The organism is Novosphingobium sp. KA1, assembly GCF_017309955.1.
Taxonomy (GTDB): Bacteria; Pseudomonadota; Alphaproteobacteria; order Sphingomonadales; family Sphingomonadaceae; genus Novosphingobium.
Genome location: NZ_CP021247.1, coordinates 3,108,330 through 3,130,348 on the forward strand (window position 1 = coordinate 3,108,330; position 22,019 = coordinate 3,130,348).

Consider the following 22,019-nt stretch of genomic DNA (forward strand, 5'->3'; position numbering starts at 1 on the left):
TGCCCCGCACGGTATTCGCGCGCGAGGCATGGTTTTACCGCCGTTGGCTAGGTGCGCAGAGGGGTCGTCAATGCCCGCTCAATGCCCCAGCCCCTATTCAACCGGGCTTGAATAGCGGCAGGCGTTAGCCCGCGCAATTTCGCCCATTCCACGATAGAACGGTGCTCTCCTTCAAATGTGATGCCGCGCCGCTGTTTCGCATGCCCCTTGTTCGCCGACATAGTCGATGGGGTTGTCATTATGCGCTCGATATCCCAACCCGCCTTTAGGCGGTGATAGAACGTAGCGATTTCCAGCCCTGCAATATCGGCCGCCTCTTTGCCAGACATGGTTCGACCTTGCCACTCCACTCGTAGCGTGTCGGATCGATTGCGCTGCTGGACCGTAGGGGTGGCCCACCGAACATTGCCCGGCTCATAGTCGCCGTCGCCGTTCTTTCGGTCCAAGGTGTGGGTGGGTGATGGCCGCTCTCCGACATCTGCTGCGAATGCTTCGAAGTCGGCACGCCAGCGCTCACAGATGCGTATACCCCGTCCGCCATACCGGCTGTACCAGGTATGCTTAGGATTCTCGCATCGCTGGATCATCGCTTTCCAGATGTTGAATAGCGGGTGCTTACCGGATGCGCCCTTGGCTGGCCGTGATTTCTCGCGGCAAGGCGGACACATCGGTTCTGATTGGGCCCGCAAATTCGATATGTAGTAGGGGCGTTCATCACCACAGTCACACCGGCAGTCAACGAGCTGAGACCCATTGCTTGGGGCGGGGCGAGAAAGTGAAATTACGGTGACGCGCCCAAATCGCTTTCCGATGGGCGCAACTCGCGATATTCCGCGTGCAGGCATGATGGTCCTCCAATGACCGTTTTGCTCAGGGCTGGAGCGGGCCTAGACCTCCCGTTTCAGCCCGAAATTCTTACCATTTCCGCCGAGTCGTGGCTAGTCCTCGCCATCGAATTCGAACACGAGAATTCCGCGTTCGCGGCAGCCGCATCCGGGTTTTACGCCCGCCCGGTCGTCGGCAGCCGGAGCAGCGCGAACCGTGACGCCATCCACCTTCTTGCCGACGACAGCCGGGTTCTCGGAATAGAGATTTCCGTCCCTGATGACGTGATCGTGCCTCGGGTGAAGTTTCCTTGAATGATGCCAGGCAAAAACCTCCAGCCCGGCCTCACGGCGGCGTTCACGGGCCGATTCCCCCGACAGGCTAGAAAGCTGGTGGCTGGCGATCCTGACCGACCGGGCGCGCGACATGCTGACGGCCTCGCGGATCTCTTTCGCCACCTCACGCGCGGGCTTGCGCTGGCTAAGGCCCGAGAACACCGCATTGCCGATCCGCTGCTTCGCCTGAGCGCTGACATCGGCGACAAGGTTCGCATTCCACTCGACATAGTTGGCGAGGGTCTGCCGGGCATCTTCCGGCCCGATGACGGTAGATAGGTCGACGCCGGTCGCGCTGAGTACCGCACCGCGCCAGCGCCCGCGCACGTAGCCCTCAACCGAAAGCGCCCACCTCCTGAGATCAGGCGTCAGCAGCAGCACAAGCCGGTTGATCTGCTCGGCAGCGCCGTCGATCTCTGCTCGCACGTCGGCGGGGGCGTCCGTCGTCATCTCGGAGACGGTGGCGGAATAGGCGGCGATGATGTGTTCTGCGCTGGATGCCCACGCTTGAACCACAGGGTTATACACAGCCCGGAACAGGTTCGTCGCAAGCGTTCCCGGAGGATCGATGTCGCGCAGGACGATGGAGCGCTTGCGCATGCCCGGCTTGGCCCGACGTGTCATCGCTGCGAGGTCGTAGCGGGGCATGTCAGGCCAGCGTTACGGCGAGGCACCACCAGACGATCTTGCAGACGATGTGGATCGATTGATCAGCGTTGAAATCGATCTTGCCACGGCACTTGGCATCGTCGGTGAGCCAGTGAATGGCCGCTTCGGCGAAGAACAGCCACCACAGGCCGGTAATCAGCGCGACAGCCGCGCCATGGATGACGACGTGCGCACCAAGGGCCTGCTGCCATGGGACACCGGGGATAGGCGCAGTCCGGTTCTTCGCCTTCGATAGGAAGTCGCCCTGAAGCGGGTAGTCGGCCAGCGCGTGGGCGGCCAGCAGAGCGATGAGTATCATGACCGGCGTCATTCTTCGGTGACCTTCCGCTTCCAGTCGAGGTTCAGGGGCTCGAAAAGCTCCGGCCCGAACTCCAGCGCGCCCGCGTAAGGCTTGAGCGCGGCCAGGTCGAAGGCGTCCGGAACGTCAAACGAGATCGTGACGTGTGGGTGGTACTCGTCGAAATCGTGGCTGCCGCCCGCATCGACCATGGACCGGTGCCGACTCTCCAGTTCCCACGAGGCAAATAGCAGCACCACGGCGTTTTCGCCAAAGCGCTCGATCGCGCGCGGACCGCCCGGCTTGACGCGGATGTTGCCGTTCTCGTCGCCCGACCAGCTTTCGCCCATTTTCATGGGATCGACGGCGGTCTTCGAGTACAGCACCGTCACGTGGAGGTCGTCGGCGGCCAGCGTGGACTTGAAGCCGTTCGCCTTTGCCCAGGCAATCAGCGCAGCGCCGTTGAGCAGCTTGCGCTGGACGTAGAGCGGGCGAGGTGCGGCATCGACGAAGAAAGCTGCCGCATCGTTGACGGCGGCACGGCGGGCGGGCGCGGAACTCCCGCCGCCGGCTAGATTAGGATCACCTCCTTCGGCCTGAATGGCAGACGGGTCAGTCCCGTCGTCGTCCGGGTTCAACCCGAACCTCTCGTTTTCGGGGATCTCGGCGAGGGCGCCTTCGAGGCCTGGTATCCACCCGCGTTCGGTCATGAGGTTCTGCAAGCCTTTGGCAAATGCCTCATCCGGGATTGCCCCGGTGGCCTGCAATTTTGCCACGGCGTCCATGGTGACATTGAAGGTGTCGGCCTCTTCCTTCTCGCTGGGCGTGTCGAGTGGTGCCCAGTCTGCCCAGACTTCGGCATCATCAGTTGCCATCACGCCAGCGGAAGCCATCAGCAGCGGGTCGAGCTGGTCCATGCAGGGCTGAAGCTCAAGCGTCTGCTTGGCCTTCACCATGCGGTTCCAGTTCGCGGTGTCGCTGTCTCCTGTGGCGTTCTGGCCGTCGGGCGACTTTCCCATGAGGCGCGTAGCCGGAATATCCGAGACCGCCGACAGGAACGTGGCGAAGGCCATCATGACATCGGGAATGCCCGCCCAGTTCACCTGGCGGTGATCGATCGTCTCGCCCGCGCCCGGCGTGCCATCGCCCGCGTCGCGGAGCATGGCATTGTACATGCTCTCGCCGAGGATCATGGCCGACAGCCGGCGGCGCAGCGCTGCCTCGCCGTCAGCATCCGAGACGAGATCCATCAGGCCCGGAATGCCAATGATGACGTTCCGAACCTTGGTGATCAGCGAAGCGAACGAGCCCTGGGCGGTGTCGACGTTCTGGACCGCATCGAGCACGCGCTGAACGCGGGCCCGGCCCCAGAAGCGTTCATCCGCCGATACCGGCAGGATCGGCGGCACAGGGTCGCCACGGAAGCAGATCACCCGGGAAGGGTGAATGTTCGCCTGGCTGTTGCCCATGCGCCAGTATGTGGGCTTGCCGTAATTCGGGTCGGCGATCTCGTCGATGTAGTCGACGCCGGTGATCTGCCAGCGGGTCACGACGTTGATCGCGACGATACCGCCCTTGGCGATCTGCTCCGGCTTCAGCTCGGAGGCGTGGTCGCCGGCGGTGATGATGACGAGGGCGCCGCCGCCAAGTCCGCGATAGGTCTCCGCCATGCGGACCTTCTCGCGCAGACCAAGCCGGCGTTCCTCGGCCTCAAGCGCCTTGATCTGTTTCGCGTCAGCCTGCCAGTTTCGCCACTCCCGCACCATGTCGAGCGCGGGAATGTCGATGACCTTCGCCATCATGCCGGAGCCGTCGTAGGCAGCGGCGATGTGGAACTGATCGAGGTTGCGCGGCAGGTAGCGGTTGTAGGTGCGCGGGTCGGCATGAGTGCCAAAGCCCGAGACCGCGTTGGTCAGGCTATCGACGGTGAATCCGTCCTTGAAGCGAATGGATCGGATGCGGCCACCTGACATATTGACCGAAATATGTTCTGAAATTGCTCAAGGTTACCGCTATTAAAGCGGCTTGAGATTGCTGTGCGATTCGAGGGCGTTAATGAAGCACCACATGAATGCGGCGGAGGCCTTTGCTACTCTCAATGTAGGTGAGGGTATTCCGTATCCTTCAGATACGTCGCACATTTGTGCGCATTGCGGAACATATGCGCTACATACTTGGGGGATCGTCCAAGGCGTCGTGATGTGGGGGCAGAAATTTCGTCCTGTCAGCGAGCCGATGATGCATTTAGCTGCATGCTCTGCGTGTAGCCAGGAAACAGTTTTTGCTAACGGGAAGCTGGCTTTGCCGGCTGATATTACTGCCCCTGCACCTTCGTCGGATCTGCCCCAAGATCTTATGGCAGATTTCGAAGAAGCTCGGAAAATTCATATGCAATCCCCACGCGGGGCGGCAGCGTTGTTGCGTTTGGTTGTCCAAAAGCTCTGCCCAATTCTCGGTTCCGAAAAGAAGGATATTAACGGGGCAATTGGCGAGCTTGTAGAAAAAGGTGTTATTACAGGCGCTTTGCAGCAAGCGTTGGATTCAGTCCGGGTTATTGGAAACGAAGCAGTTCATCCTGGCGAACTTGATTTGAAAGATGATTCTATAACTGTTCACTCGCTTTTCATGTTGATTAATTTCATTGTGCAAAAGGCCATCACCGAGCCAAAGGAAATTGATGCCATCTATCAGTCCCTGCCTGCCGGAAAACTCGCTGGGATTGCTGCAAGGGATAAGCAAAAGCCTTAGGCGTTCCTGATGTTGTAGCGCGCGCCAAGCGCGATGGCCCCGAACGCCCGAGAGGTGCTGTCTGGTGTGTCATCGTGCTTGGCGCTGGGGAAGTTCTCGTTGGCCGAGAACCATGCCTCGTTCCAAGGGCCGCGCAGCACATCGACATTGCCCGCTTCCGCCTGTGCCGAGAACGGCCCGAAGCGCGTGACCTTGTCGCCCGATTCCGGTGACGATCGCACGTTGTATCCCGCCAGCTTGAGCTTGAGGTTCTGCACCTGGGCCTTGCCGGCTTGGCCGGGGTCCTGCGGCAGGTAGATCAGGCACGCCTTGCCGTCCTGCGAAGCTGTGTTGATGATCAGGTTCTCGACGCCGTTCGGGCTGAGGCAGTCGGCTCCGCTGTCGACCACGATGAACCGGCCATCGGGCGTGCGGCCGATCTTGGTCGACGCCGTCGCGTCCGGGTCGGGGTTCTCGGCTGTGCGCGGCGTGGCAGCGAGGTCATAGCCGCGAGCGAAGACGGTCCCGGCCGGGATCGCATCGACAACCCGGCACCAGGCGCGCTGGAAGTAAAGGCCGGCGGCGGGCCGGATTTTCCAGTTGCCGCCCAGCAAGCGCTCGCGCTCGACCAGCGGCAGCGCCAGCAGTGACGCCATGTAACCCGGATCGGCGGCCATCAGCGCCTTGTTGTCGGTCAGCTTGGCCGGAATGAACGTTAGCGACTTCGCGGGGATCGGGACCTGCTCGCCCGCGTCGTTGATCATGGTGTAGCAGGCGAGGTCTTCGGGACTGTCTGCCCACTTCAGGTCTTCGCCTACACGGACGAACCACCGCAGCTTGCCTGCGCGCTCGGGGATAGGAAGGCCGGTGTCCCGGTCGATCCACCATGCGATGAGGTCGGCAACCCAGCTATCCGCGTCAGGATTGCACGTGGCGCGGATGTAGGGCCGGACGCCGCACATCGAGCGGTTGCGGCTGACCATGTACCAGAACTGGACCGCGGTGAAGTGCGTCAGCTCGTCGAAGCAGATCAGCGGGATCTGCGAGCCCTGCCAGTTGAAGCGGGTCTTGTCGTGTTCGAGGTGGGCGAAGCTGACGCTGGCGCCGGTGGGGAACGACCAGGAAAGCGTGTGTTCCTTCGGATCGCCGCCGACTTGCGGGTAAAGGACGGCGCTTTCGTCCCACAGGCCGCCTTCGTTGCGGATCTGGACGGTGGAGCGGCGGAAGAACACCGCGCCAAAGCCGGGATTGGCGATGTGCCGCAGCGGCTCCATGAGTAGGCCCCACGTCTTGCCGCCGCCGGCGCCGCCGCCGTAAATGGCGATGTCGGCCGCGCTAGAAAGGAACGCGGTCTGCGGGCCGGGTTGTGGCTTGATCGTCTCGGCGGTGATTTGCGGCCCGCCGTTGTGGCCGATGCCCGCTACCGGATGATCGTTAGGCTCTGAGAGGATTCCGACTGCGGGGCTCATGCGGCGGCGGTCAACCTCGCTGCAACACGCTCGAAGTAGAATATCACCGGCTCAGCGCTAACGGTAATGATCCCGAACCGCTCGCCAGTCCGAAAGGTTGAAGTCTGCTTGCGCACGATCTCGGCCGAGCGCTGGATGTAGGCGCGCCATGCCTCCAACGGGTACCCGCCCTTGTGGATGTTGCAGGGCGCGCAGGCGGGCATCATGTTGCCCACCCGGTTGCGCTCCGGCTTGATCATCCGCTTCTCATCGGCGGGTAGTGGCTTGCCCCAAGCGTCGGTTGTGATCCGGATCACCGGCTCTATGTGGTCCGCATGCATCGTCTTGCCCAGGTCACAACCGCAATAGGCACACTTACCGTCGAACTTGGCGCGCAGGGCATCCCGCTGTCGCTTGGTGCCGCGCCATTCTTCATCTTCCGGCGCGGCGAACGCGAGCAGGTCGGCCATCACTCACCCCCGCTGCGAGAGAGGGAGCGAGCATCGCTTGATTGGAGCAAGTTCAGCAGGCCACGCACCGACGCCTCGGCAAAGACATCCTTCCGCCCGTCGAGAACGGACTGAAGTGCCATGGCATAGGCGAACGCGTTATCGCCGCGGATGAAGACTCCCGGCCAGTCGTCACCGATCTGGACGACGCCCGTTTCGATCCTGGGGCCTTCGTGTGGGACGATCTGCATCAGTCTTCGCCCCAATAGCTCATGTCGGCATCAGCGCAGGCCTCAGGACCGTCGGCGCGCTGCCAATCGCACTCGAAATACAAGGGGGCCGTCTCGTCCGCGTAATCAGCGATGCTTTCGCCATCGTCGAATACCGGGCCAGCGCGATCAAGCATGTGGGCCTTGAAGCGGCGGCAGAACTCTTCTTGCGTGAGGACAATCTCGTTCATGCTGGGTTGTCCCTTCCATTATCGGGGAGAGCGAAGATCGCGACGGCCGGCGCCGCAGCGGGCAGGTCCTTGCCGTCCTTGCCGGTGATCTCGCGCTTGTTGGTGTAGGCGTTGCCCATCTCTTCGGCGGCCTGCTTGTGGAGCTGGGCGGCCAGGGGGAAGTTGCCCTTACGCTCGGCGGCGGTGGCCATGCGCTGAAGCGCCCGCAACCGGGTGGACCGATGCGCGATCGGGATGTGCGAAGAGTCCTCGGTGAACGCCTTGCGAGCCGCATCGAACATCACCCGCCATTTCTGGGACAGGTTGCGTCCGGCGTGCTTGGTAGGGTCGTAGGTCTGGATCGCCTGCGGGGTCAGCTCGATGCCGAATTCGTCCTTGAGCGCGGTAGCTACCTGGGACGGCGTGTCGAACGACGCCAGCGCCTGAATTACGTAGGCCTTCACTTCGTCGGTCATCTGTTTGTTTCGGGCGGCCATTTTCAAGCAACCTTCAATGAGCAGGTGCCACAGATGCCGGCGATCGATGCACGTCCGATTGTTGGGCCAGCCTTCGCCGCATCGACCATGGCGGAGACGCCAGCGGCCTCCGCGCCGTACCGAGCGACGACACCAACGAACTCTTCGACGTCGTGGCCTCTGAGAGCGAACGATGGCGTCCCGTCCTGCTTGAACTTGGGCATCCCGAACTCGTCGAGCTTCTGGGCGCAGTGGTAGAGTTCGTGTTCTACCAGGGCGCAGAACGAGGGATCGTCCATCCCGGCAGCAGCCGGCGCGCTGAACGTCAGCAGGAAGTCGGGCATCCCATCGAACCACTCTTCGATTTGCTGGATCGCACGGGCGCGCTGCCACTTGCCCATCGCCATCGGTGGCATCAGCTCGGCCTGGCCGATCACGGCGCGCATCTGCTTGCTGTTGTCGCAGTTGGTCCAGAGCACGCCGAGGGCGGCATCGCGGAGGTGGGCGTGCTCGATGTTGAAGAGCGGGCTCGCCTCTTCCAGGAACGTGGCGCGGATCCACTCCAGCAGGTCCGGCGCGGGGACGAACCGGTCCAGCATCTCCAGATCAGAGAGGGTGGCGAGGTCGTGGGGCGGGTAGGGACGGCTCATCGGCTTGCCTCCTCCTTCAGGTACCGCCGTCGCTCGGCTGCCATGTGCTTGGCACCCAGCGCCTTGCGCCAGGCGAGCACAGTGGACTTGCCCCAGATCTGTTCGACCCGGCGCCATCCGTGCTTCTTGAACTTCTCCATGAACTCGGGGGGGATGGGCTTCGGTGCGGAGGTGGGCAGGAGCTTACTCTTCGACATCGGTGGCCTCGTCTTCATCTACGATTGCGAACCCCTGAGTGGCGGCGAGTTTGAAGTGCTCGAATGCGCCTTCGCGGGCCTCAGGGGTGGCGCGGTTCCAGGCGCGGACGATCAGCGTGCAGAGGGTGCTGTCCGTGTCCTCGTCCGCGAAGTTCTGGCCGGTCTCGTACCGGCGCTGGGTCACGTGCTCGCGAAGGGCGTTGACCGGCAGGTGGTCGGTGCTTGCGCGCTTGAGCAGGGGCAGGGCCTCATCCTGCGGCAGCGAGGCGACCGCGGCGTAGTGGTCCACCGATAGGGTGCGGTCGCGAAGCGCGGGCGGGAAGGTGGTCGCGGCCTTGAGCGCGTCCTTCAGGCGCTTCGGGGCCAGGCCGAGGTTCTCGCTCAGGAACTCGAAACCAGACTGGCTCAGGTATCCGGCATCACGGCCTTCAACCATCCAGTCAGCGAGCTGCCAGTCCACTTCGCGGCGCTGGTCGGCGAGGGTGCGCCCGCGCGCGATCCACTCGTCCTGAGAGGTGGCCGGGGCGCCCGTCGGAATGATCGTGGCGATCGCGTTCATGCTCAGTGTACCCCCTGCTGTTCGAAGATTGCCCAGCCTCGGGCGTGCTGGCGGATGCGGTCGCCGGTCTGGCCCATCTTCCAAACCTGGGTGTCAGCAGGCAGAACCGTGATGACGCTGCCTACCTCGATCACGACACGGTGCCCGGTGCCGAGGCGGACGTACTTCGCGCCGAACTTGGCGGCAGCAGCGATTGCCCTCGTGGAGAGCAGCGCACGGGCTTGGTCCTCAGTGAGGCAGCCGGGGATCCGCTCCATGGCGCGGCTGATCGCGTGAAAGGTGACCCGGATCATGCCGCGCGCTCCTCGGTGACGGGGTGCTGCTGGCGCCAGTTGAAGCGCTTGCGTTCCTCCTCACGAGCGGCGGCTTCCTTCTCGCGCTGCCGATGCGACCAGCCTTCGTCCTCGGTGAGGAACGGGACGCCGCCTTGCCCAACCTTCCAGAACTGGCCGCGATAGTTGGTCTGGGCGGCAAGTTCGGCGTTCCGCCAGTCGCACCAAGCCTGCGGGTCGGAGTAGCCGGGGAAGTTATACATCGGCGCCACTCCGGTAATCGCCGATCATCCCGACCGGGCGCGGTGCGGCGAGCGCTGCGCGCTGATCGTGGTAGAGGGCGGCCGGGCGGTTGATGAACGGGTTGCCCCATTGGCCGGAAAGCTGCGGCACGTTCACGATCTCGAGGCACTCGCGGATCGAGGGGAAGAACGTGCACTTGCGCAGCAGTTGCTCGGTCAGCGCCTCCAGTCCGGCCGGAGACAGGTGGCCGAGCGCTTTGAAGTACTCGGCAATCAGCCACATTTCCTTCTCGATGTCGGCGCTGTCGGCGCGCTTGAAGACCGAGCCCCAGCGCTTCATGATCGTCAGGAAGTGCCGCTTGCGCTCACCCTCCGAGGCGCGCGAATCCTTCGTCGATTGCTCGGTCGAAGGCTGTGCGGCGGTCAGAGCCGCGTCCATTGCCGCTCGGAAGGTCTTGGGCTCGGTATGTTCCATTGCGGGGTTCCTTTGGCGGGTAGAGGCCAGTCCAGTTGCGTTCGGTTGCGTCGTCGAGGATGGCGCCTGGGTCGTGGCCCTCGGCGCGCCAGCGCTCGAGCTTGCCGATCATCAGTTCGATGGCGCGGTCGGTCGGAGGCTTCCCGATGCGCCTCCGCATCTCGAGGTATCCGTTCCAGGGCTTGGCAGGGATCCAGTCGGGGACGACAGGCTTGCCTTTCGGAGCCTTGCCAGTGGCAGGCTCAGCAGGCTCGCCGTCCTCACGTGCGGGCGGGGTATCCCTATCCGGGTGAGTATGGGTGGAGGGGTTAGAATTATTTTCATTGGGGAGGAGGGAAAGAGAGGGTTCCGTCACTTCCGTTGCGTCACTGTCACCGTCACGCGTTACGTCACTCGTTACGTCACAGGCGTCATTCGCCTGAGCTTTGCGGGCGCGATAACGGGCCTGCCGCTCAGCACCGGACGAACGCTTTTCCGGGGCGCTCGACATCGTCTCGGCAATCTCAAGGATGTCCTCGGCAGAAAGGCCCTTCGCGACCAGAAGGCGCATCGTCTCAAGGTTCACGGGTGTGCAGCCTCCCCGTCGATCAGCTGGGCGCGCGCGTGCAGGTCAGCACGGGCTGCCTTGGCCGCGTCAGCAGCAGCGAAGTCACTGGGGTAGGTTTCCTGAGGGTAGACCAGAGGGCGGCCACAGGCAGCGATCAGGCGCCACGAGAAGCCACCGGCAACCGGCACAACCTCGAAGGGGGCGGGGACGCTCAAACGGTCCTCCAGTCGATCGAGGGCCACATGGCGCGCGCGAAGGCGAGGCGCAGGGTGGAGGCTTCCGTGTTGGTCGCGGATCCGCCCTTCACGTCTTCACAGACCTTCTGGCCGTTCTCGATGTATGAGAAATCGGGGGTGTAGACGGCGCGGCGGCCGTTCAGGTGGACCACCGGTTTGCCTTCAATGGCGAAGGTGAAGGTAGGCTCGACTTCCAAGCCGACAATCTGCCCGGCGCGCTGGAGCAAGTGGAGGTCGTTGCAGCGCCGCGCTTCCTTGGCGCTGGCGTGCTTGTGGCCGAGTTGGCAGGGCGTCTTGCGGGCGCCGAACTTGTTGCGGGGCTTCACAGCAGCATCCCCTGCCGGTCGATGAAGTCCTGCCGCTCAGCCTTCATCCGCTCCAGCCACTGAACGGCGGCGTCCAGTTCAGCCTCCGCGGCGTCGGCTTTCTCCCGTGCACGGCGGAGGCGCTTTTCCGCGCCGGTCACCGCAAGCTCGCAGCGGTCGAGGCTGGCGGGGGCGGCAACCATGCCGGCGCGGATGCGATCGAGCGAACCCGCGTTCATGTGGGGCGCCCTTCGACCAACTCGGACATGCCAAGGCGAATCGCCTTTCGCTCCAGCACTGCGACCTTTGCGCGCGCTGCTTCAAGCTGATGGGGCAAGTGGTAGCGCTGATAGTAAGCGGAGCGGCTCTTCTGCCGGGACTTGATCTCGCGTTTTGCCAGGGCCACCAGTCGGCGACCGTGCGTCTCGCTCACGCCAAGACAAAGGCTGATGGTCTGGAACCCCAGGCCTTGCTCGAGCATGTCGGCAGCCCGCTCTACGGGGGTTTTCTCGCTGGGTTTCAGCATCAAGCCGCGCCTTTGATCTGGTCCGCTTCGAGGCAGATGGCCGTCAGCGCGGCCATGAGCGGGCGGATGGTGTCGGCGAGCTGGCAGGTTTCGCGGTGGTCGCGGTGTCCGTCAGCCAGAGCCTCGGCGAACTGGCCTGCGAGGTTCGACAGGCGCGAGATCGTTGCGAGGTCGTTGGCGGGCTCGCTGCGCATCGGCTTCACGCGCAGGCCGTAGAGGGCGAAGACCTCGTCCAGCGCAGTGATGTCTACCGACAAGCTGTTCAGCGCGGTGTGAAGCTCCGGAACGCTTTCGCCAGTCAGGGCGCGGTCGATGGTCTTCGTGCCGATGTCGATGGAATCGGCGAAGGTCCCCTTGCCGACAGACCGCAGAATGCGGGCCCATCCGGCTGAAATTGCTTTGGACACATCCGACTTGTCGTTGACGCGGACGGGACGGACATGATTGCTGCGGTGCGTCATTACACGCTCCCATGTTGGAAATGATGGAAATCGTTAGCCGGTGCCGAGAAGCGCACGCAGTGGTGGCGCCAGTGGGCCAGAGCGGCGGTGCGCCAGACGCAGCGGATCAGGACAGCGCGGACCATGGGTTATGGCCGCCCGTCAACGAGGAGAGCCTGCGAGACTTCCTGATCGGACTGGAGGACGGCGATGCCCCGGCGCGCCAGTTCGGCGACGAGATCGGTAGTGGCCACGCCGTGCAGGGAGCCAATGTCTACGACCTCGATCGCGCGCGCTCGGTACGGGATGCGGCGCAAATGACCGCGCTCTTCCAACTTGGTCAGAAGGCGGTGGGCGGCGCTCTTGGACCCGAGCCCGAGGGCCTGCACAATCTCACGGACGCTGGGGGCTACTCCGCCCGTGCTCGCAAGATAGCTCTTAAGGTAGGAGAGCAGGCGGCTCTGTTGTGTGGTGAGGCCGATCATGCGGCGAACCTCGCCATCGCGTCATCGCGAGCGACCTGCCAGCAATGGGCCGTGAAGGCGTCGTGATCCGCAACGTTGCCATTGACAACTGCAGGCGCCGACGCGGTGCGGCGGCATTTCCCGATCCATGTCATGAACGGAACATTGCCTTGCTCGCGCTGCCATGCCTGCACTCCGGAAAGCGATGGATCGCGGCCGAACGACGACACGAAGGCAGCGTAGCGCGGGTTAACGGGCGCGCTCATGCGACCCGCTCCCGAACCGGGACGATCCCGGCATATTCGAGGTCGGAGTGGCTGCAGTGCTCTTGATGACAGACTGCGCAGAGCGGGCGCGAAGTGCGTGGAACGCTGACAACACGAGTGCCACGCTCTTCACGCGAGATCGCGTCGATGACGGAAATTGGCCACGCGCTCATGCAGCTTCTCCGGTGGAGTGGCTGGACTCTCCGCTCGCCAGCGTGAATCCTGCGGTTGAAAGGAAAGCGGATGACGGAAAGATCACAACGGCCTGGCGACGCGCAGTCGTGGGGACCGAGCGAGGATGGCAACATCCGAGCGCATCAGGTTCAAGGCTGGCAGATGGCTGCTGTGCTTCGGTCGTGCCTTCTTCGGATAGGCGCGGAGCCGGAGACAGATGGCGGCAATCCGCTTGCAGTGAACTTCGCACTGACTGCGGATCAAGCCGATGAAATTGGTCGGGGCTTATGCGAAATCGCCCGCCGTTTGCGAGCTGAGTCAGCGTCGTTGCAGTAGGCGCGCTCATGCGAATGCCTCTATCGCCTTGATGACGATCACGAGCACCACGAGATCACCCCAAGTGATCGGCTCGCAGAACGAGGGCGCGATATGACGGTAGAACCAGCTCATGCTGCAGCGTCCTGCCGGGGCGTCCACGGCTCGACCTGTTCGAGCATTGCGATCTGCTCATCCGTCAGATCGGAAATGATCTCGGGCTTCCATCCAGTGCGGCGGAAGATGTGGATGGCGAGTGGGCGCGACGGTGGCCGCACGCCGCTTGCGATCATGCTGGCGTAGGACTGACTGATGCCAGTAGCTTCACGCAGCTCTCGGGGCGATGGTTTGTCCATGCGGCAAACATCACAGATTGTGATTTCTAATGCAAGAGCAAAAGATCACAATCTGTGCGGCGCGTCTGACTTCACATTCTGCGATAATCACAGGATGACCGAAGACGCTGACAAAAATGGTGGACCGAACTACCTGCAGGCATGGCGGGAGTTCCGCAAAATGACGCAGGCTGAGCTGGCCGCCGCCGTTGGCACCAATCAGAATATGATTGGCTACCTTGAGGCTGGTGAACGCGGGCTTTCTGCGAAGTGGCTGCGCCGCCTAGCCCCGGCGCTAAGGACGCAGCCCGGCTTCATCCTGGAGCATAATCCATTCGATCTTCCGACCGACATCGTGGAAATCTGGATAAACGCGAGCGAGACCGAGCGCCGCCAACTGGTGAACCTTGCGCAAGCGATCGTCCGCACTGGTACTGATGGTTGACGTACCTGCGGCGCGGAAATCTTCGCGTGATGCAATCAAGCGAGCCAAGCAGGCCGGGATCGAAACAATGAAGTTCCGGTTCGGTCACATGGCTGCCGGCCATTGCTCGTTTTCATCCGAAATGGACGGCAAGTGCGTCCCCATCAAGGCGGCTGAACCACTCCCGCCGAAACAGTGCGACCATCCTGATCAGTGTGGATGCCGTTGGCAATCGTGGATTGGGCTTATGGATGAACTGGGTTTTGAGTGAGACCACCCGCACCGGCACCGAGGGCTAAGCACTCACCGATGATAGTCGCCCAACTGTTCGTCCACGGCGGCGGGTTACCTGATTATACTTGAAAGATAGAAAATCATGGATGACGACGAAAACCCCGCCAACGCGCCGCATTTAATTGAGATGCGTCTTGATGTCGCAAAAGTATCTATCAAAACTGCGCTGGCGCTGAAATCAATCAATACCGCATTGGCTCATTTGGCTGCTGGCGATAAATACGCAGTACTGGATCAGATTGAAAAAATAGACGCGCTAACCAACGAGATTTGGGAAGTCTATGCGCAGAACATGGGGAAAGCGGCGGATGAGTACCTCTGATGATTCTGTGCTTTCGTTGAGACATCTGCAAATCCAATACGAGAAGAGCCAAGTGGAATTGGATGCTGCGCGCCAACTATTGAAAGGTGGCGGCGGGGATGGCATATCTGGCGGTATGAGTGACGACTGGAGAGAGAGCGTAGATCGCCAGTTGGGACAGCTGCACAGTGATGTGCGGGCGCTCCTTAACCGTGGCGTGGCTGCTGTGGTCGCACTCGCGCTGATGATCGGCGGCCTCTACATCTACTTCAACGAGAAGTTCGAAAAGGTGTCTGATCGCCTAACCGCTGTGGAGCGGAAGATGGATGCTATTGACGTCAAGCTTGATGTGCTGGTTGAAAATTCGAAGCCTTCCAGTAAGCCCTAGATCGGCGCTGTCCGACATTCACTAATCGCATCCCAGCCCCGGCGACCACCGGGGCTTTTTTGTTGCCTGCGCGGACGACGCTTGCCGTTTTCCTACATTGCTGGCGCCTGTCATGCTGGGGCGACTGATTCGCGTGCTCGAAAAGAAAAATCACAAACTGTGAAAATCAGCGCTTGACCGAACATCACAAATTGTGATTTAAGAATTCCAACAAGCCCAGCAACCGCCTCCACCGAGACGGACCCGCCGGGAGCTAGTTGGAGGTCAATCCGTGTCCACCATCTCGGAAATTACGCCAAACGGCCTTGTCGCGATGCGCGGCGGTCAGATTGGTCGCTACCATGGTCGCTGCCAGATCACTGGCCGGCACCGCGTCAGCACTTACAAGAACCTGCACAACGGGCTCTTCGTGCACCCCAAGCATGCCGATCCGAAGCAGACGCAGTTCACTGTCTGGCTGCTCGGTGACGACGGCCTTTGCCGTGGCGACAAGGCTGAGAGCATCAACGATTTCGTTGGCGAGGCGGCATGATGAACGTCTTCACCCGTATTCCCGCAGCACCGGAGCTGACCAGCGCAAACCCGCTGGGATTTTCCGACAATGCGCTTTCCATCATGGCGTCGGACGATGCGGAGTTCGAACGCTCTGCGCGCCGCCGTGGCTATCTTGAGGCCGGTGAGTGCTTCGGCTTTCGCGTCATCTCGCGGAACCTGCGCAACGGCTCGCCTACCAGCGACGGTCCGATTTTCGGCACCCGCATTGAGGCGCTGACCGATGCTTACACGGTCGACGCCAAGGGCTTCATCTTCGAGCGCATCGAGCGTGTTCGTACCACGCTTGCCTCGATCGGCACCGCGCAGGTGGCGGCATGATCAAGATGCCCGTCCGCATCGATCCCGAGATCGAACGTAACGCCAAGGTGCGCGCCACGCTGGAATGCCTTGTCGGCGCCATGCGTGAGCCAGAAACCAACCCGACCCGCACGGCCTACATCAACTTCATGCTCGCCAAGGCTGAATTGGTTCTTGCCGATACCGCGGGTGAGCAGGTGCGGAGCATCGCGGCATGATCCGCGTTGCCTCCATCGCCCTGGTTCTCGGCGCCGCCGCGCTCTTTGGCTTCGATAGCTGGTCCGCTGGCTACATCGATCACCATCCCGCCGCGCGCGAGTTCGCAATGTCGGACGCCTTTGGAACTGCCGTCACCATCCTTGGTGGCTTGGCGCTTTCCATGGTCACGTTCGGTGGGCTGGCCCTCATCCTGTTTCCCCGCCCGTCGGGTCGCCCGGAGCTGGAGGATCACGAAAAGTGACTTCCAGCTCCACCCTGACCCTCGGCGATCTGTGCCGCATCGCCTCCATGCTCGCCGCTGGTTTCGTGCTTGGCGCTGCTTGGGCCTTGCTCGGCTTCTGACCTCCCAACCGCTGCGCCGACGGTGCCCCCACCGGAAGCGGCAACAGTCCCCAGGCATCGTCGCTGCCTCGGGCAAGGATTCCAGCAATGAACGCTGTGACCCCCATTGAAGCTACGACCGGCGCTGATGTCCCCGCTGTCTACATGGCGATTTCCAACGTCATGGAGCAGATGGCCAAGGAGGGCATCGGCAAGGATCGTCGCAACACCCAGCAGGGCTACAACTTCCGCGGCATCGATGACGTGTACAACGCGCTCTGCGGCGTGCTGGCGTCCAACCGGCTGCTGATGCTGCCCTTCGTTGTCGATCAGAAGCGGGAAGAGCGCCAGTCCGCGAAGGGCGGCGTCCTCAACTACACGATCCTGACTGTCGACTTCAAACTGGTCTCGGCGCTGGACGGCTCCAAGGACACCGTCCGCATGGTCGGCGAGGCCATGGATAGCGCCGACAAGAGCAGCAACAAGGCTCAGTCGGCGGCCATGAAGTACGCTGCGCTGCAGGTCTTCATGATCCCGACCGAGGGCGACAACGACGCGGACGCGACGACGCACGATCTGGCACCTCGCCAGCAGCAGGAGGTGCGGCCGGTAAACACCGCGCAGCTCTCCAAGCTCAAGATCATGCTCGATGCGCTCAAGCTGACTGAGGTCGAGTGGCTGCGCGCGTTCGGCGCCCCAAGCGGCGCGCTGCTTCACCAGCTCCCCGAAGCCAAGTTCCGTGAGGCGGTCGACGACCTCGAACAGCGGATGGCCAACGCCGCGAAGCAGCAGAGCAACCGCTCCGGCGCTCAGTCCGGCGACCTCACCGACGACCAAATTCCTTACTGAGAGGACTTGCGATGAACCGCGACGAATTCTGCACCCTGCTGGATCGCAAGGGCTACGTCTACGAAGTCACCGAAACCGGTGTGGAGGTGAAGAGCTTTCATAACGTCTACCTGAGCAGCCTGACCACGCTTCCCGAGGGCACCACGTTCTCGAACGGCGGCTACGTCGACCTGAGCAGCCTGACCACGCTTCCCGAGGGCACCACGTTCTCGAACGGCGGCTACGTCGACCTGAGCAGCCTGACCACGCTTCCCGAGGGCACCACGTTCTCGAACGGCGGCTACGTCGACCTGGGCAGCCTGACCACGCTTCCCGAGGGCACCACGTTCTCGAACGGCGGCTACGTCGACCTGGGCAGCCTGACCACGCTTCCCGAGGGCACCACGTTCTCGAACGGCGGCAACGTCGACCTGAGCAGCCTGACCACGCTTCCCGAGGGCACCACGTTCTCGAACGGCGGCAACGTCTACCTGGGCAGCCTGACCACGCTTCCCGAGGGCACCACGTTCTCGAACGGCGGCAACGTCTACCTGGGCAGCCTGACCACGCTTCCCGAGGGCACCACGTTCTCGAACGGCGGCAACGTCGACCTGAGCAGCCTGACCACGCTTCCCGAGGGCACCACGTTCTCGAACGGCGGCAACGTCGACCTGGGCAGCCTGACCACGCTTCCCGAGGGCACCACGTTCTCGAACGGCGGCAACGTCGACCTGGGCAGCCTGACCGACGAATACCAGACGTATCGCGGCCAGCGTATCCGTCTGAAGCGCGTTGACGGCTTCACCATGCTGGTCCGCTCCGAGCGGATGGTCGGCGAGGTCGCGCTCTACAGCGCCGCATACTTCGGCGGTGGCGAACTGGCCGACCTCAAGGCCTGCTACGTCGCGCACCAGGGCGAGCATTTCGCCCACGGTTCGACCGTCGAGCAGGCGATGCGCGATCTCCGCTTCAAGGTGATGGAGCACGACTTCGACGAGGGCGAACTCGTCGATGAGATCAAGGCTCGCGGCACCGTCATGATCGAGGAATTCCGCCTTATCACCGGCGCCTGCGAAGAGGGAACCCGCCACGGCATGGCTGAGGCTGGCCTTGATCCGGAGGCCAACGAACTCCCGCTCGCCACCGTCCTGAGCGCAGCTTTCGGCCACTACGGCGAACGCTTCAAGGCCCTGTTCCAGAAGGAAGCCGCCTGATGACCACCACCATCTACAAGTCGAGCAGCGGCGAAAAGTTGATCGCCGATATGCCGCTCTCGTATGCGAAAAACGCGGTGAACAAGCTGATCCGCACCGAGCCTGGCCGCATCGCGGAGATCGACGCCCTGCAGGCGCATGTCGATAAGCTTTCCGCCGAGGCCGAAGCGAAGGCGCTGGCAGGCAACGACGACGCGAACCCTCGCGCCGTTATCGGTGGGAACAACCCTCCCGAAGAAACCCCGGCGCCGAAGCTTGAGGGCCGCGCGGCCATTGAAGCTCACGCCGACGATCTGCTGACCGAGGCTGCGAACTGGGCTGACGGTGTCGCGATCGAGAACGAAGGGCAGGCGGCCAAGGTCGGCACACTGCACCGCTCGCTTCAGGAAGTCGCTGGTCTGGTCAACAAGCAGGCCGACGATGAAAAGCGCCCCCTGAACGATGCGGTCAACGAGATCGCCAAGTGGCAGAACGGCTACACCGCCAAGGCTGGCATGAAGACGATCCCTGCGGGTTCGCTCACCAAGGCCATTGCGGCAACCGGCAGGCTCTCGGCTGCGTGGCTCCAGAAGCTCGACGATGAGCGGAAGCAGCGAGAGAAGGCCGCCGCAGATGCCGCATTCGCGGCCGCGCAAGAGGCTATGGCTCTTCGCACCGAGGCGAAGGAAACCACCGACCTGGCTGTCATGGACCGCGCGGAGGACGCACTTGCAGGTGCCAAGGCCCTGCTGCGCGAGGCCGAGGTGGTCTCGAAGGAAAAGGTCCGCGTCGAAGCTGGCGAAGGTCAGCGCGCGATGACGTTGCGCACCATCTACCACGCCGAGCTGATCGATGCCCCGAATAGCTACGCGCTCGCCTACGGCCACTACAAGCAGAACCCTGAGTTCATGGCCGAATTCCATGGGCTGATCCAGCGGTGGGCGACCCGTGACGCCCGCGTCGAGGCGACCCGCGTTCGCGGCATTCCTGGCTTCAAAATTCGCGAAGAGAAGGTCGTTTAATCCATGTCCGACATCAACATCTGCACCTTCACCGGACGCCTCGGTGCTGACCCGGAAGTCAAGAGCTTCCAGTCAGGAGGCCGCATCTGCACCATGCGGATGGCCGTCGGTTCTCAGTGGAAAGACCGGGAATCGGGCGAACGCCGTGAACGTACCGAATGGGTATCTGTCGTCATCCAGAACGACGGCCTGATCGGCGTGGCCGAGCGCTTCCTTCGCAAGGGCAGCCGCATCGCCATCAGCGGCGAGCAGCGCACCCGTAAATGGCAATCGCAGGATGGCAGCGACAGGTATTCGACCGAGATCGTGCTGACCTCGTTTGGCGGCACCCTGACCATGCTGGATAGCAAGCCGGATGGAGACGGGCAGGGCGGTCGCCAGCAGCATCGCGGCAACGGCCAGCGTGACGGAGACGGACGCGGCGGAGAACGCAGCACCGGCCGTTGGGCTGACGGAAGCACGGGTGACAAGAACGTCTACAATGGCCGTAGCGGATGGGCCGATGATCGTGGTGGTGGCGCTTGGGGCAATGACCTCGACGACGACATCGAGTTCTGAGGAGGCGCGCGATGGCACTCCCACCCCGCAAGTTCAAAGATCCCGCGCCCAAGAAGGAGCGCCGCTCTGGTCGCTGGAAGTCGCAGGCTCACCTGTCGTTCGTCCGGTCGTTCCATTGTGCTTGGCCGGGTTGCCAGCGCGCACCCGTGGAAGCGGCGCACGTTCGCATCGGCAGCGGGGCAGGCATGTCGCAGAAGCCGGACGATTGGCGCGCGGTGCCGCTTTGCGGCCGCGACCTCGACTTCATCGGTCACCACCAGCAGCAGCACCAGATCGGCGAGCAGTCGTTCTGGCGCGCCTACCAGGCGGCATCCGGCCAGTCCGTAGAGCAGCTGATCGAGAGCCTCTGCAATGCATCGCCGCGCCGCCAGCAAATCAGGGAGCACCGCAATGGCTAAGCCTGTGTCGATGGCATTCAAGGACATGTCGTGTTCGAAGCGGTGCGAGAACTGCGGCAACCCATTCTATCGCGATAAGCGAAACACCCGTGCCTACTGGCAAAAGGCGAGGTTCTGCTCGCGCGAGTGCTTCGGCGCATTCGATGCTCGTCGCAAGGTCGAGACCCGACTGCCTTTCGAGCAGGATTTTCTGCGCTGGTTTTTGCAGGGCGATGGCTGCTGGGAATGGACCGGCGCCATCGATCGCGATGGTTACGGCATCTTCTCGTACGCCGGTAAGACTTATCGCGCGCACCGGGCCGCCATGCAACTCGATGGCCGTGACCCAGGCGACATGATGGCGTGCCATCACTGCGACAACCCGGTGTGCGTCCGGGCCGACCATCTCTTTGCCGGCACCAACGCTGACAACATGCAGGACATGGTGGCGAAGGGCCGGAACCCCAATCGCTTCGGCGCCAAAAACCCGAATTTCAAGCACGGCAGAACAGCAAAGGGGATGACGCTGTGAGCGGACAAACCATCATTCTGGCGCACCCGGTGGCCCGCGCTCGCGCCCACCGCCTGATCGACTTAGCTCCCGACCGGGCAACCGTCACGATCAAGGCAGAGGCGCGCAGCAGCCAGGCCAACGCGAAGATGTGGGCAATGCTGTCCGACATTGCCCGCGCCAAGCCGCAGGGTCGTGTGCTCAGCACTGAAGTTTGGAAATCGCTCTTCATGAATGCCGCCGGGTTCACCTGCACCTTCGAGCCCACGCTCGATGGGCGCGGCGTGATCCCTCTCGGCTTCAAGTCGAGCCGCCTCAACAAGGCCGAGTTCTCGGATCTGATCGAGGCAATCCACTGCTTCGCTGCCGAGCACGGCATCGAGTTCACTGATCCCATCGAAAGGAAAGCTGCGTGATCGACACCCTGACCAACCTCATCAGCGCAGCCGTCACTGCCAAGATGACGCCCGACTTCATCGAGAAGGAGGTGAACAGCCGCGTCGAAAAGCTGATCGTGGAGAGCGTCGACCGCGCTCTGCGCAGCTACAGCGACACCGGCAAGCTCATCGAAAAGGCTGTCGAAGACGCCCTGCGCGTCGATCATCTGGACCTGCCCTCATACGGCGCGATCGTCACTCAGATGCTGAAAACTCAAATCGAGGCGCGGGTGGCGACGCTGGTTGCCGGCCGACTTGCAGCGGACATGGATGAACTGCTGGGGTTAGCGCCGAAGGAAGTGAAGCTATCCGAGATCGCCGACCTGATGCGAGAGCATCATGAGGGCGAAGGGTACGGTCCTGTCATCACCGTAATCGTTGAACACAACGAATACGGCTCGGCCTGGCTGTACCTTGACGAGGAAGCTCATCACGAGCGCCGCGACAAGTACAAGTGCAAGCACAGCATTTTGGTCGGCAGAGACGGCGTGATTTCGTCAGCGCGCACCGCAGATCGCGATGTCAGCAAGGGCTGGATTGGCCGTGCTCACGGACTTGAGCAGAAGCTGCGCGCCTATGTGGCCTGCGGGACGAAGATCATCCTCGACGAGGACGACGTCGTAACCTCGGTCGGCGATTACTGACC

The 22,019-nt window shown here is 62.6% G+C and carries 40 protein-coding genes; 16 read left to right on the plus strand and 24 right to left on the minus strand.

The annotated features are described in order from the left end of the window. Positions 1-47: 47 nt before the first annotated feature. The 4 genes from CA833_RS14860 to CA833_RS14875 form a co-directional block, all read right to left on the minus strand. Positions 48-329: a hypothetical protein gene (locus CA833_RS14860; RefSeq protein WP_207078468.1), complete on the minus strand. Its 282-nt coding sequence runs from the start codon at positions 327-329 to the stop codon at positions 48-50. A gap of 609 nt (positions 330-938) precedes the next feature. Continuing rightward, positions 939-1,808 (minus strand): hypothetical protein, encoded by an 870-nt coding sequence (locus tag CA833_RS14865; protein WP_207078469.1) that lies wholly within the window; start codon positions 1,806-1,808, stop codon positions 939-941. Between the two features lies 1 nt (position 1,809). After that, positions 1,810-2,127, minus strand: a complete 318-nt coding sequence (locus CA833_RS14870) for a DUF3307 domain-containing protein (protein ID WP_207078470.1) — start codon at positions 2,125-2,127, stop codon at positions 1,810-1,812. An 8-nt stretch (positions 2,128-2,135) separates the two neighbouring features. Beyond that, a complete protein-coding gene (locus tag CA833_RS14875; RefSeq protein ID WP_207078471.1) occupies positions 2,136-4,079 on the minus strand; it encodes an anti-CBASS protein Acb1 family protein in 1,944 nt (647 codons plus the stop codon). A gap of 82 nt (positions 4,080-4,161) precedes the next feature. Between CA833_RS14875 and CA833_RS14880 the strand changes: the two genes are divergently transcribed. Next, the gene (locus CA833_RS14880) at positions 4,162-4,854 is read left to right on the plus strand and encodes a DUF4145 domain-containing protein (RefSeq protein ID WP_207078472.1); all 693 of its coding nucleotides are present in this window, start codon (positions 4,162-4,164) and stop codon (positions 4,852-4,854) included. Here CA833_RS14880 and terL read toward each other — a convergent pair. The 20 genes from terL to CA833_RS14975 all read right to left on the minus strand — a co-directional run bounded on the left by terL (position 4,851) and on the right by CA833_RS14975 (position 13,669). Continuing rightward, positions 4,851-6,302: a phage terminase large subunit gene (gene terL, locus CA833_RS14885; RefSeq protein ID WP_207078473.1), complete on the minus strand. Its 1,452-nt coding sequence runs from the start codon at positions 6,300-6,302 to the stop codon at positions 4,851-4,853. The two genes, CA833_RS14880 and terL, sit on opposite strands and share 4 nt — an antisense overlap. Next, positions 6,299-6,751: an HNH endonuclease gene (locus CA833_RS14890; protein WP_207078474.1), complete on the minus strand. Its 453-nt coding sequence runs from the start codon at positions 6,749-6,751 to the stop codon at positions 6,299-6,301. The genes terL and CA833_RS14890 overlap by 4 nt, the downstream gene beginning before the upstream one ends. Continuing rightward, on the minus strand, positions 6,751-6,981 hold the full coding sequence (locus CA833_RS14895) for a hypothetical protein (RefSeq protein ID WP_207078475.1): 231 nt from the start codon (positions 6,979-6,981) through the stop codon (positions 6,751-6,753). Before CA833_RS14895 ends, CA833_RS14890 begins: the two co-directional genes overlap by 1 nt. Next, positions 6,981-7,190, minus strand: a complete 210-nt coding sequence (locus tag CA833_RS14900; RefSeq protein ID WP_207078476.1) for a hypothetical protein — start codon at positions 7,188-7,190, stop codon at positions 6,981-6,983. The genes CA833_RS14895 and CA833_RS14900 overlap by 1 nt, the downstream gene beginning before the upstream one ends. Further along, on the minus strand, positions 7,187-7,645 hold the full coding sequence (locus CA833_RS14905) for a DUF2280 domain-containing protein (RefSeq protein ID WP_207078477.1): 459 nt from the start codon (positions 7,643-7,645) through the stop codon (positions 7,187-7,189). The genes CA833_RS14900 and CA833_RS14905 overlap by 4 nt, the downstream gene beginning before the upstream one ends. Before the next feature lie 23 nt (positions 7,646-7,668). Continuing rightward, positions 7,669-8,295: a putative metallopeptidase gene (locus tag CA833_RS14910; protein WP_207078478.1), complete on the minus strand. Its 627-nt coding sequence runs from the start codon at positions 8,293-8,295 to the stop codon at positions 7,669-7,671. Then, on the minus strand, positions 8,292-8,492 hold the full coding sequence (locus CA833_RS14915) for a hypothetical protein (protein WP_207078479.1): 201 nt from the start codon (positions 8,490-8,492) through the stop codon (positions 8,292-8,294). The genes CA833_RS14910 and CA833_RS14915 overlap by 4 nt, the downstream gene beginning before the upstream one ends. Next, complete coding sequence (locus CA833_RS14920; protein WP_207078480.1) at positions 8,479-9,051, minus strand: hypothetical protein; 573 nt, start codon at positions 9,049-9,051, stop codon at positions 8,479-8,481. The genes CA833_RS14915 and CA833_RS14920 overlap by 14 nt, the downstream gene beginning before the upstream one ends. Positions 9,052-9,053: 2 nt before the next feature. Continuing rightward, on the minus strand, positions 9,054-9,344 hold the full coding sequence (locus CA833_RS14925; protein ID WP_207078481.1) for a hypothetical protein: 291 nt from the start codon (positions 9,342-9,344) through the stop codon (positions 9,054-9,056). Then, entirely contained in the window at positions 9,341-9,586 is a 246-nt protein-coding gene (locus CA833_RS14930) for a hypothetical protein (RefSeq protein WP_207078482.1), read from the minus strand. Before CA833_RS14930 ends, CA833_RS14925 begins: the two co-directional genes overlap by 4 nt. After that, on the minus strand, positions 9,579-10,004 hold the full coding sequence (locus tag CA833_RS14935) for a hypothetical protein (protein ID WP_207078483.1): 426 nt from the start codon (positions 10,002-10,004) through the stop codon (positions 9,579-9,581). Before CA833_RS14935 ends, CA833_RS14930 begins: the two co-directional genes overlap by 8 nt. Continuing rightward, positions 9,931-10,605 (minus strand): hypothetical protein, encoded by a 675-nt coding sequence (locus CA833_RS14940; RefSeq protein WP_207078484.1) that lies wholly within the window; start codon positions 10,603-10,605, stop codon positions 9,931-9,933. The genes CA833_RS14935 and CA833_RS14940 overlap by 74 nt, the downstream gene beginning before the upstream one ends. A gap of 193 nt (positions 10,606-10,798) precedes the next feature. Continuing rightward, entirely contained in the window at positions 10,799-11,149 is a 351-nt protein-coding gene (locus CA833_RS14945; protein ID WP_207078485.1) for a DUF1064 domain-containing protein, read from the minus strand. Continuing rightward, on the minus strand, positions 11,146-11,367 hold the full coding sequence (locus tag CA833_RS14950; protein WP_207078486.1) for a hypothetical protein: 222 nt from the start codon (positions 11,365-11,367) through the stop codon (positions 11,146-11,148). The genes CA833_RS14945 and CA833_RS14950 overlap by 4 nt, the downstream gene beginning before the upstream one ends. Further along, positions 11,364-11,654 carry a hypothetical protein gene (locus tag CA833_RS14955; protein WP_207078487.1) on the minus strand — a complete coding sequence of 97 codons (291 nt, stop codon included), beginning with the start codon at positions 11,652-11,654 and terminating at the stop codon, positions 11,364-11,366. Before CA833_RS14955 ends, CA833_RS14950 begins: the two co-directional genes overlap by 4 nt. Continuing rightward, the gene (locus tag CA833_RS14960; protein WP_207078488.1) at positions 11,654-12,115 is read right to left on the minus strand and encodes a hypothetical protein; all 462 of its coding nucleotides are present in this window, start codon (positions 12,113-12,115) and stop codon (positions 11,654-11,656) included. Before CA833_RS14960 ends, CA833_RS14955 begins: the two co-directional genes overlap by 1 nt. After that, positions 12,115-12,240: a hypothetical protein gene (locus CA833_RS27175; protein ID WP_255535833.1), complete on the minus strand. Its 126-nt coding sequence runs from the start codon at positions 12,238-12,240 to the stop codon at positions 12,115-12,117. The genes CA833_RS14960 and CA833_RS27175 overlap by 1 nt, the downstream gene beginning before the upstream one ends. A 3-nt stretch (positions 12,241-12,243) precedes the next feature. Beyond that, complete coding sequence (locus CA833_RS14965) at positions 12,244-12,579, minus strand: LexA family transcriptional regulator (protein WP_207078489.1); 336 nt, start codon at positions 12,577-12,579, stop codon at positions 12,244-12,246. After that, positions 12,576-12,824, minus strand: coding sequence for a hypothetical protein (locus CA833_RS14970; RefSeq protein WP_207078490.1), 249 nt, complete (start codon positions 12,822-12,824; stop codon positions 12,576-12,578). The genes CA833_RS14965 and CA833_RS14970 overlap by 4 nt, the downstream gene beginning before the upstream one ends. Before the next feature lie 620 nt (positions 12,825-13,444). Then, a complete protein-coding gene (locus CA833_RS14975; RefSeq protein ID WP_207078491.1) occupies positions 13,445-13,669 on the minus strand; it encodes a helix-turn-helix transcriptional regulator in 225 nt (74 codons plus the stop codon). A 94-nt stretch (positions 13,670-13,763) separates the two neighbouring features. On the opposite strand from CA833_RS14975, the gene CA833_RS14980 reads away from it, so the two are divergent. From CA833_RS14980 to CA833_RS15055, 15 genes are all read left to right on the plus strand, one after another. Further along, positions 13,764-14,093, plus strand: a complete 330-nt coding sequence (locus CA833_RS14980) for a helix-turn-helix domain-containing protein (protein WP_207078492.1) — start codon at positions 13,764-13,766, stop codon at positions 14,091-14,093. A 355-nt stretch (positions 14,094-14,448) separates the two neighbouring features. Beyond that, positions 14,449-14,688 carry a hypothetical protein gene (locus tag CA833_RS14985; protein WP_207078493.1) on the plus strand — a complete coding sequence of 80 codons (240 nt, stop codon included), beginning with the start codon at positions 14,449-14,451 and terminating at the stop codon, positions 14,686-14,688. Continuing rightward, positions 14,675-15,055, plus strand: coding sequence for a hypothetical protein (locus tag CA833_RS14990; RefSeq protein ID WP_207078494.1), 381 nt, complete (start codon positions 14,675-14,677; stop codon positions 15,053-15,055). Before CA833_RS14985 ends, CA833_RS14990 begins: the two co-directional genes overlap by 14 nt. 271 nt (positions 15,056-15,326) lie before the next feature. Then, entirely contained in the window at positions 15,327-15,587 is a 261-nt protein-coding gene (locus CA833_RS14995) for a hypothetical protein (protein WP_207078495.1), read from the plus strand. Then, on the plus strand, positions 15,584-15,928 hold the full coding sequence (locus CA833_RS15005; RefSeq protein ID WP_242526125.1) for a hypothetical protein: 345 nt from the start codon (positions 15,584-15,586) through the stop codon (positions 15,926-15,928). Before CA833_RS14995 ends, CA833_RS15005 begins: the two co-directional genes overlap by 4 nt. Continuing rightward, on the plus strand, positions 15,925-16,125 hold the full coding sequence (locus CA833_RS15010; protein ID WP_207078498.1) for a hypothetical protein: 201 nt from the start codon (positions 15,925-15,927) through the stop codon (positions 16,123-16,125). The genes CA833_RS15005 and CA833_RS15010 overlap by 4 nt, the downstream gene beginning before the upstream one ends. Continuing rightward, positions 16,122-16,367, plus strand: coding sequence for a hypothetical protein (locus tag CA833_RS15015; protein WP_207078499.1), 246 nt, complete (start codon positions 16,122-16,124; stop codon positions 16,365-16,367). Before CA833_RS15010 ends, CA833_RS15015 begins: the two co-directional genes overlap by 4 nt. A 188-nt stretch (positions 16,368-16,555) precedes the next feature. Continuing rightward, entirely contained in the window at positions 16,556-17,296 is a 741-nt protein-coding gene (locus CA833_RS15020; RefSeq protein WP_207078500.1) for an ERF family protein, read from the plus strand. Between the two features lie 11 nt (positions 17,297-17,307). Continuing rightward, on the plus strand, positions 17,308-18,489 hold the full coding sequence (locus CA833_RS15025; protein ID WP_207078501.1) for a hypothetical protein: 1,182 nt from the start codon (positions 17,308-17,310) through the stop codon (positions 18,487-18,489). Further along, a complete protein-coding gene (locus CA833_RS15030; RefSeq protein ID WP_207078502.1) occupies positions 18,489-19,490 on the plus strand; it encodes a hypothetical protein in 1,002 nt (333 codons plus the stop codon). Before CA833_RS15025 ends, CA833_RS15030 begins: the two co-directional genes overlap by 1 nt. A 3-nt stretch (positions 19,491-19,493) precedes the next feature. Further along, positions 19,494-20,048 (plus strand): single-stranded DNA-binding protein, encoded by a 555-nt coding sequence (ssb, locus tag CA833_RS15035; protein WP_207078503.1) that lies wholly within the window; start codon positions 19,494-19,496, stop codon positions 20,046-20,048. A gap of 11 nt (positions 20,049-20,059) precedes the next feature. Then, entirely contained in the window at positions 20,060-20,446 is a 387-nt protein-coding gene (locus CA833_RS15040) for a hypothetical protein (RefSeq protein WP_207078504.1), read from the plus strand. After that, complete coding sequence (locus CA833_RS15045) at positions 20,439-20,957, plus strand: HNH endonuclease (protein WP_207078505.1); 519 nt, start codon at positions 20,439-20,441, stop codon at positions 20,955-20,957. The genes CA833_RS15040 and CA833_RS15045 overlap by 8 nt, the downstream gene beginning before the upstream one ends. Continuing rightward, complete coding sequence (locus tag CA833_RS15050) at positions 20,954-21,352, plus strand: recombination protein NinB (protein ID WP_207078506.1); 399 nt, start codon at positions 20,954-20,956, stop codon at positions 21,350-21,352. The genes CA833_RS15045 and CA833_RS15050 overlap by 4 nt, the downstream gene beginning before the upstream one ends. Next, positions 21,349-22,017 carry a hypothetical protein gene (locus CA833_RS15055; RefSeq protein WP_207078507.1) on the plus strand — a complete coding sequence of 223 codons (669 nt, stop codon included), beginning with the start codon at positions 21,349-21,351 and terminating at the stop codon, positions 22,015-22,017. The genes CA833_RS15050 and CA833_RS15055 overlap by 4 nt, the downstream gene beginning before the upstream one ends. Positions 22,018-22,019: the final 2 nt, after the last annotated feature.

Bases quoted from the DNA above. Each gene is read 5' to 3' on its own strand.
- CA833_RS14860 (WP_207078468.1), bottom strand. From the start codon at position 329: ATGTCTGGCAAAGAGGCGGCCGATATTGCAGGGCTGGAAATCGCTACG.
- CA833_RS14865 (WP_207078469.1), bottom strand. From the start codon at position 1,808: ATGCCCCGCTACGACCTCGCAGCGATGACACGTCGGGCCAAGCCGGGC.
- CA833_RS14870 (WP_207078470.1), bottom strand. From the start codon at position 2,127: ATGATACTCATCGCTCTGCTGGCCGCCCACGCGCTGGCCGACTACCCG.
- CA833_RS14875 (WP_207078471.1), bottom strand. From the start codon at position 4,079: ATGTCAGGTGGCCGCATCCGATCCATTCGCTTCAAGGACGGATTCACC.
- CA833_RS14880 (WP_207078472.1), top strand. From the start codon at position 4,162: ATGAAGCACCACATGAATGCGGCGGAGGCCTTTGCTACTCTCAATGTA.
- terL (WP_207078473.1), bottom strand. From the start codon at position 6,302: ATGAGCCCCGCAGTCGGAATCCTCTCAGAGCCTAACGATCATCCGGTA.
- CA833_RS14890 (WP_207078474.1), bottom strand. From the start codon at position 6,751: ATGGCCGACCTGCTCGCGTTCGCCGCGCCGGAAGATGAAGAATGGCGC.
- CA833_RS14895 (WP_207078475.1), bottom strand. From the start codon at position 6,981: ATGCAGATCGTCCCACACGAAGGCCCCAGGATCGAAACGGGCGTCGTC.
- CA833_RS14900 (WP_207078476.1), bottom strand. From the start codon at position 7,190: ATGAACGAGATTGTCCTCACGCAAGAAGAGTTCTGCCGCCGCTTCAAG.
- CA833_RS14905 (WP_207078477.1), bottom strand. From the start codon at position 7,645: ATGACCGACGAAGTGAAGGCCTACGTAATTCAGGCGCTGGCGTCGTTC.
- CA833_RS14910 (WP_207078478.1), bottom strand. From the start codon at position 8,295: ATGAGCCGTCCCTACCCGCCCCACGACCTCGCCACCCTCTCTGATCTG.
- CA833_RS14915 (WP_207078479.1), bottom strand. From the start codon at position 8,492: ATGTCGAAGAGTAAGCTCCTGCCCACCTCCGCACCGAAGCCCATCCCC.
- CA833_RS14920 (WP_207078480.1), bottom strand. From the start codon at position 9,051: ATGAACGCGATCGCCACGATCATTCCGACGGGCGCCCCGGCCACCTCT.
- CA833_RS14925 (WP_207078481.1), bottom strand. From the start codon at position 9,344: ATGATCCGGGTCACCTTTCACGCGATCAGCCGCGCCATGGAGCGGATC.
- CA833_RS14930 (WP_207078482.1), bottom strand. From the start codon at position 9,586: ATGTATAACTTCCCCGGCTACTCCGACCCGCAGGCTTGGTGCGACTGG.
- CA833_RS14935 (WP_207078483.1), bottom strand. From the start codon at position 10,004: ATGGACGCGGCTCTGACCGCCGCACAGCCTTCGACCGAGCAATCGACG.
- CA833_RS14950 (WP_207078486.1), bottom strand. From the start codon at position 11,367: ATGAACGCGGGTTCGCTCGATCGCATCCGCGCCGGCATGGTTGCCGCC.
- CA833_RS14955 (WP_207078487.1), bottom strand. From the start codon at position 11,654: ATGCTGAAACCCAGCGAGAAAACCCCCGTAGAGCGGGCTGCCGACATG.
- CA833_RS14960 (WP_207078488.1), bottom strand. From the start codon at position 12,115: ATGACGCACCGCAGCAATCATGTCCGTCCCGTCCGCGTCAACGACAAG.
- CA833_RS27175 (WP_255535833.1), bottom strand. From the start codon at position 12,240: ATGGTCCGCGCTGTCCTGATCCGCTGCGTCTGGCGCACCGCCGCTCTG.
- CA833_RS14965 (WP_207078489.1), bottom strand. From the start codon at position 12,579: ATGATCGGCCTCACCACACAACAGAGCCGCCTGCTCTCCTACCTTAAG.
- CA833_RS14970 (WP_207078490.1), bottom strand. From the start codon at position 12,824: ATGAGCGCGCCCGTTAACCCGCGCTACGCTGCCTTCGTGTCGTCGTTC.
- CA833_RS14975 (WP_207078491.1), bottom strand. From the start codon at position 13,669: ATGGACAAACCATCGCCCCGAGAGCTGCGTGAAGCTACTGGCATCAGT.
- CA833_RS14980 (WP_207078492.1), top strand. From the start codon at position 13,764: ATGACCGAAGACGCTGACAAAAATGGTGGACCGAACTACCTGCAGGCA.
- CA833_RS14985 (WP_207078493.1), top strand. From the start codon at position 14,449: ATGGATGACGACGAAAACCCCGCCAACGCGCCGCATTTAATTGAGATG.
- CA833_RS14990 (WP_207078494.1), top strand. From the start codon at position 14,675: ATGAGTACCTCTGATGATTCTGTGCTTTCGTTGAGACATCTGCAAATC.
- CA833_RS15005 (WP_242526125.1), top strand. From the start codon at position 15,584: ATGATGAACGTCTTCACCCGTATTCCCGCAGCACCGGAGCTGACCAGC.
- CA833_RS15010 (WP_207078498.1), top strand. From the start codon at position 15,925: ATGATCAAGATGCCCGTCCGCATCGATCCCGAGATCGAACGTAACGCC.
- CA833_RS15015 (WP_207078499.1), top strand. From the start codon at position 16,122: ATGATCCGCGTTGCCTCCATCGCCCTGGTTCTCGGCGCCGCCGCGCTC.
- CA833_RS15020 (WP_207078500.1), top strand. From the start codon at position 16,556: ATGAACGCTGTGACCCCCATTGAAGCTACGACCGGCGCTGATGTCCCC.
- CA833_RS15025 (WP_207078501.1), top strand. From the start codon at position 17,308: ATGAACCGCGACGAATTCTGCACCCTGCTGGATCGCAAGGGCTACGTC.
- CA833_RS15030 (WP_207078502.1), top strand. From the start codon at position 18,489: ATGACCACCACCATCTACAAGTCGAGCAGCGGCGAAAAGTTGATCGCC.
- ssb (WP_207078503.1), top strand. From the start codon at position 19,494: ATGTCCGACATCAACATCTGCACCTTCACCGGACGCCTCGGTGCTGAC.
- CA833_RS15040 (WP_207078504.1), top strand. From the start codon at position 20,060: ATGGCACTCCCACCCCGCAAGTTCAAAGATCCCGCGCCCAAGAAGGAG.
- CA833_RS15045 (WP_207078505.1), top strand. From the start codon at position 20,439: ATGGCTAAGCCTGTGTCGATGGCATTCAAGGACATGTCGTGTTCGAAG.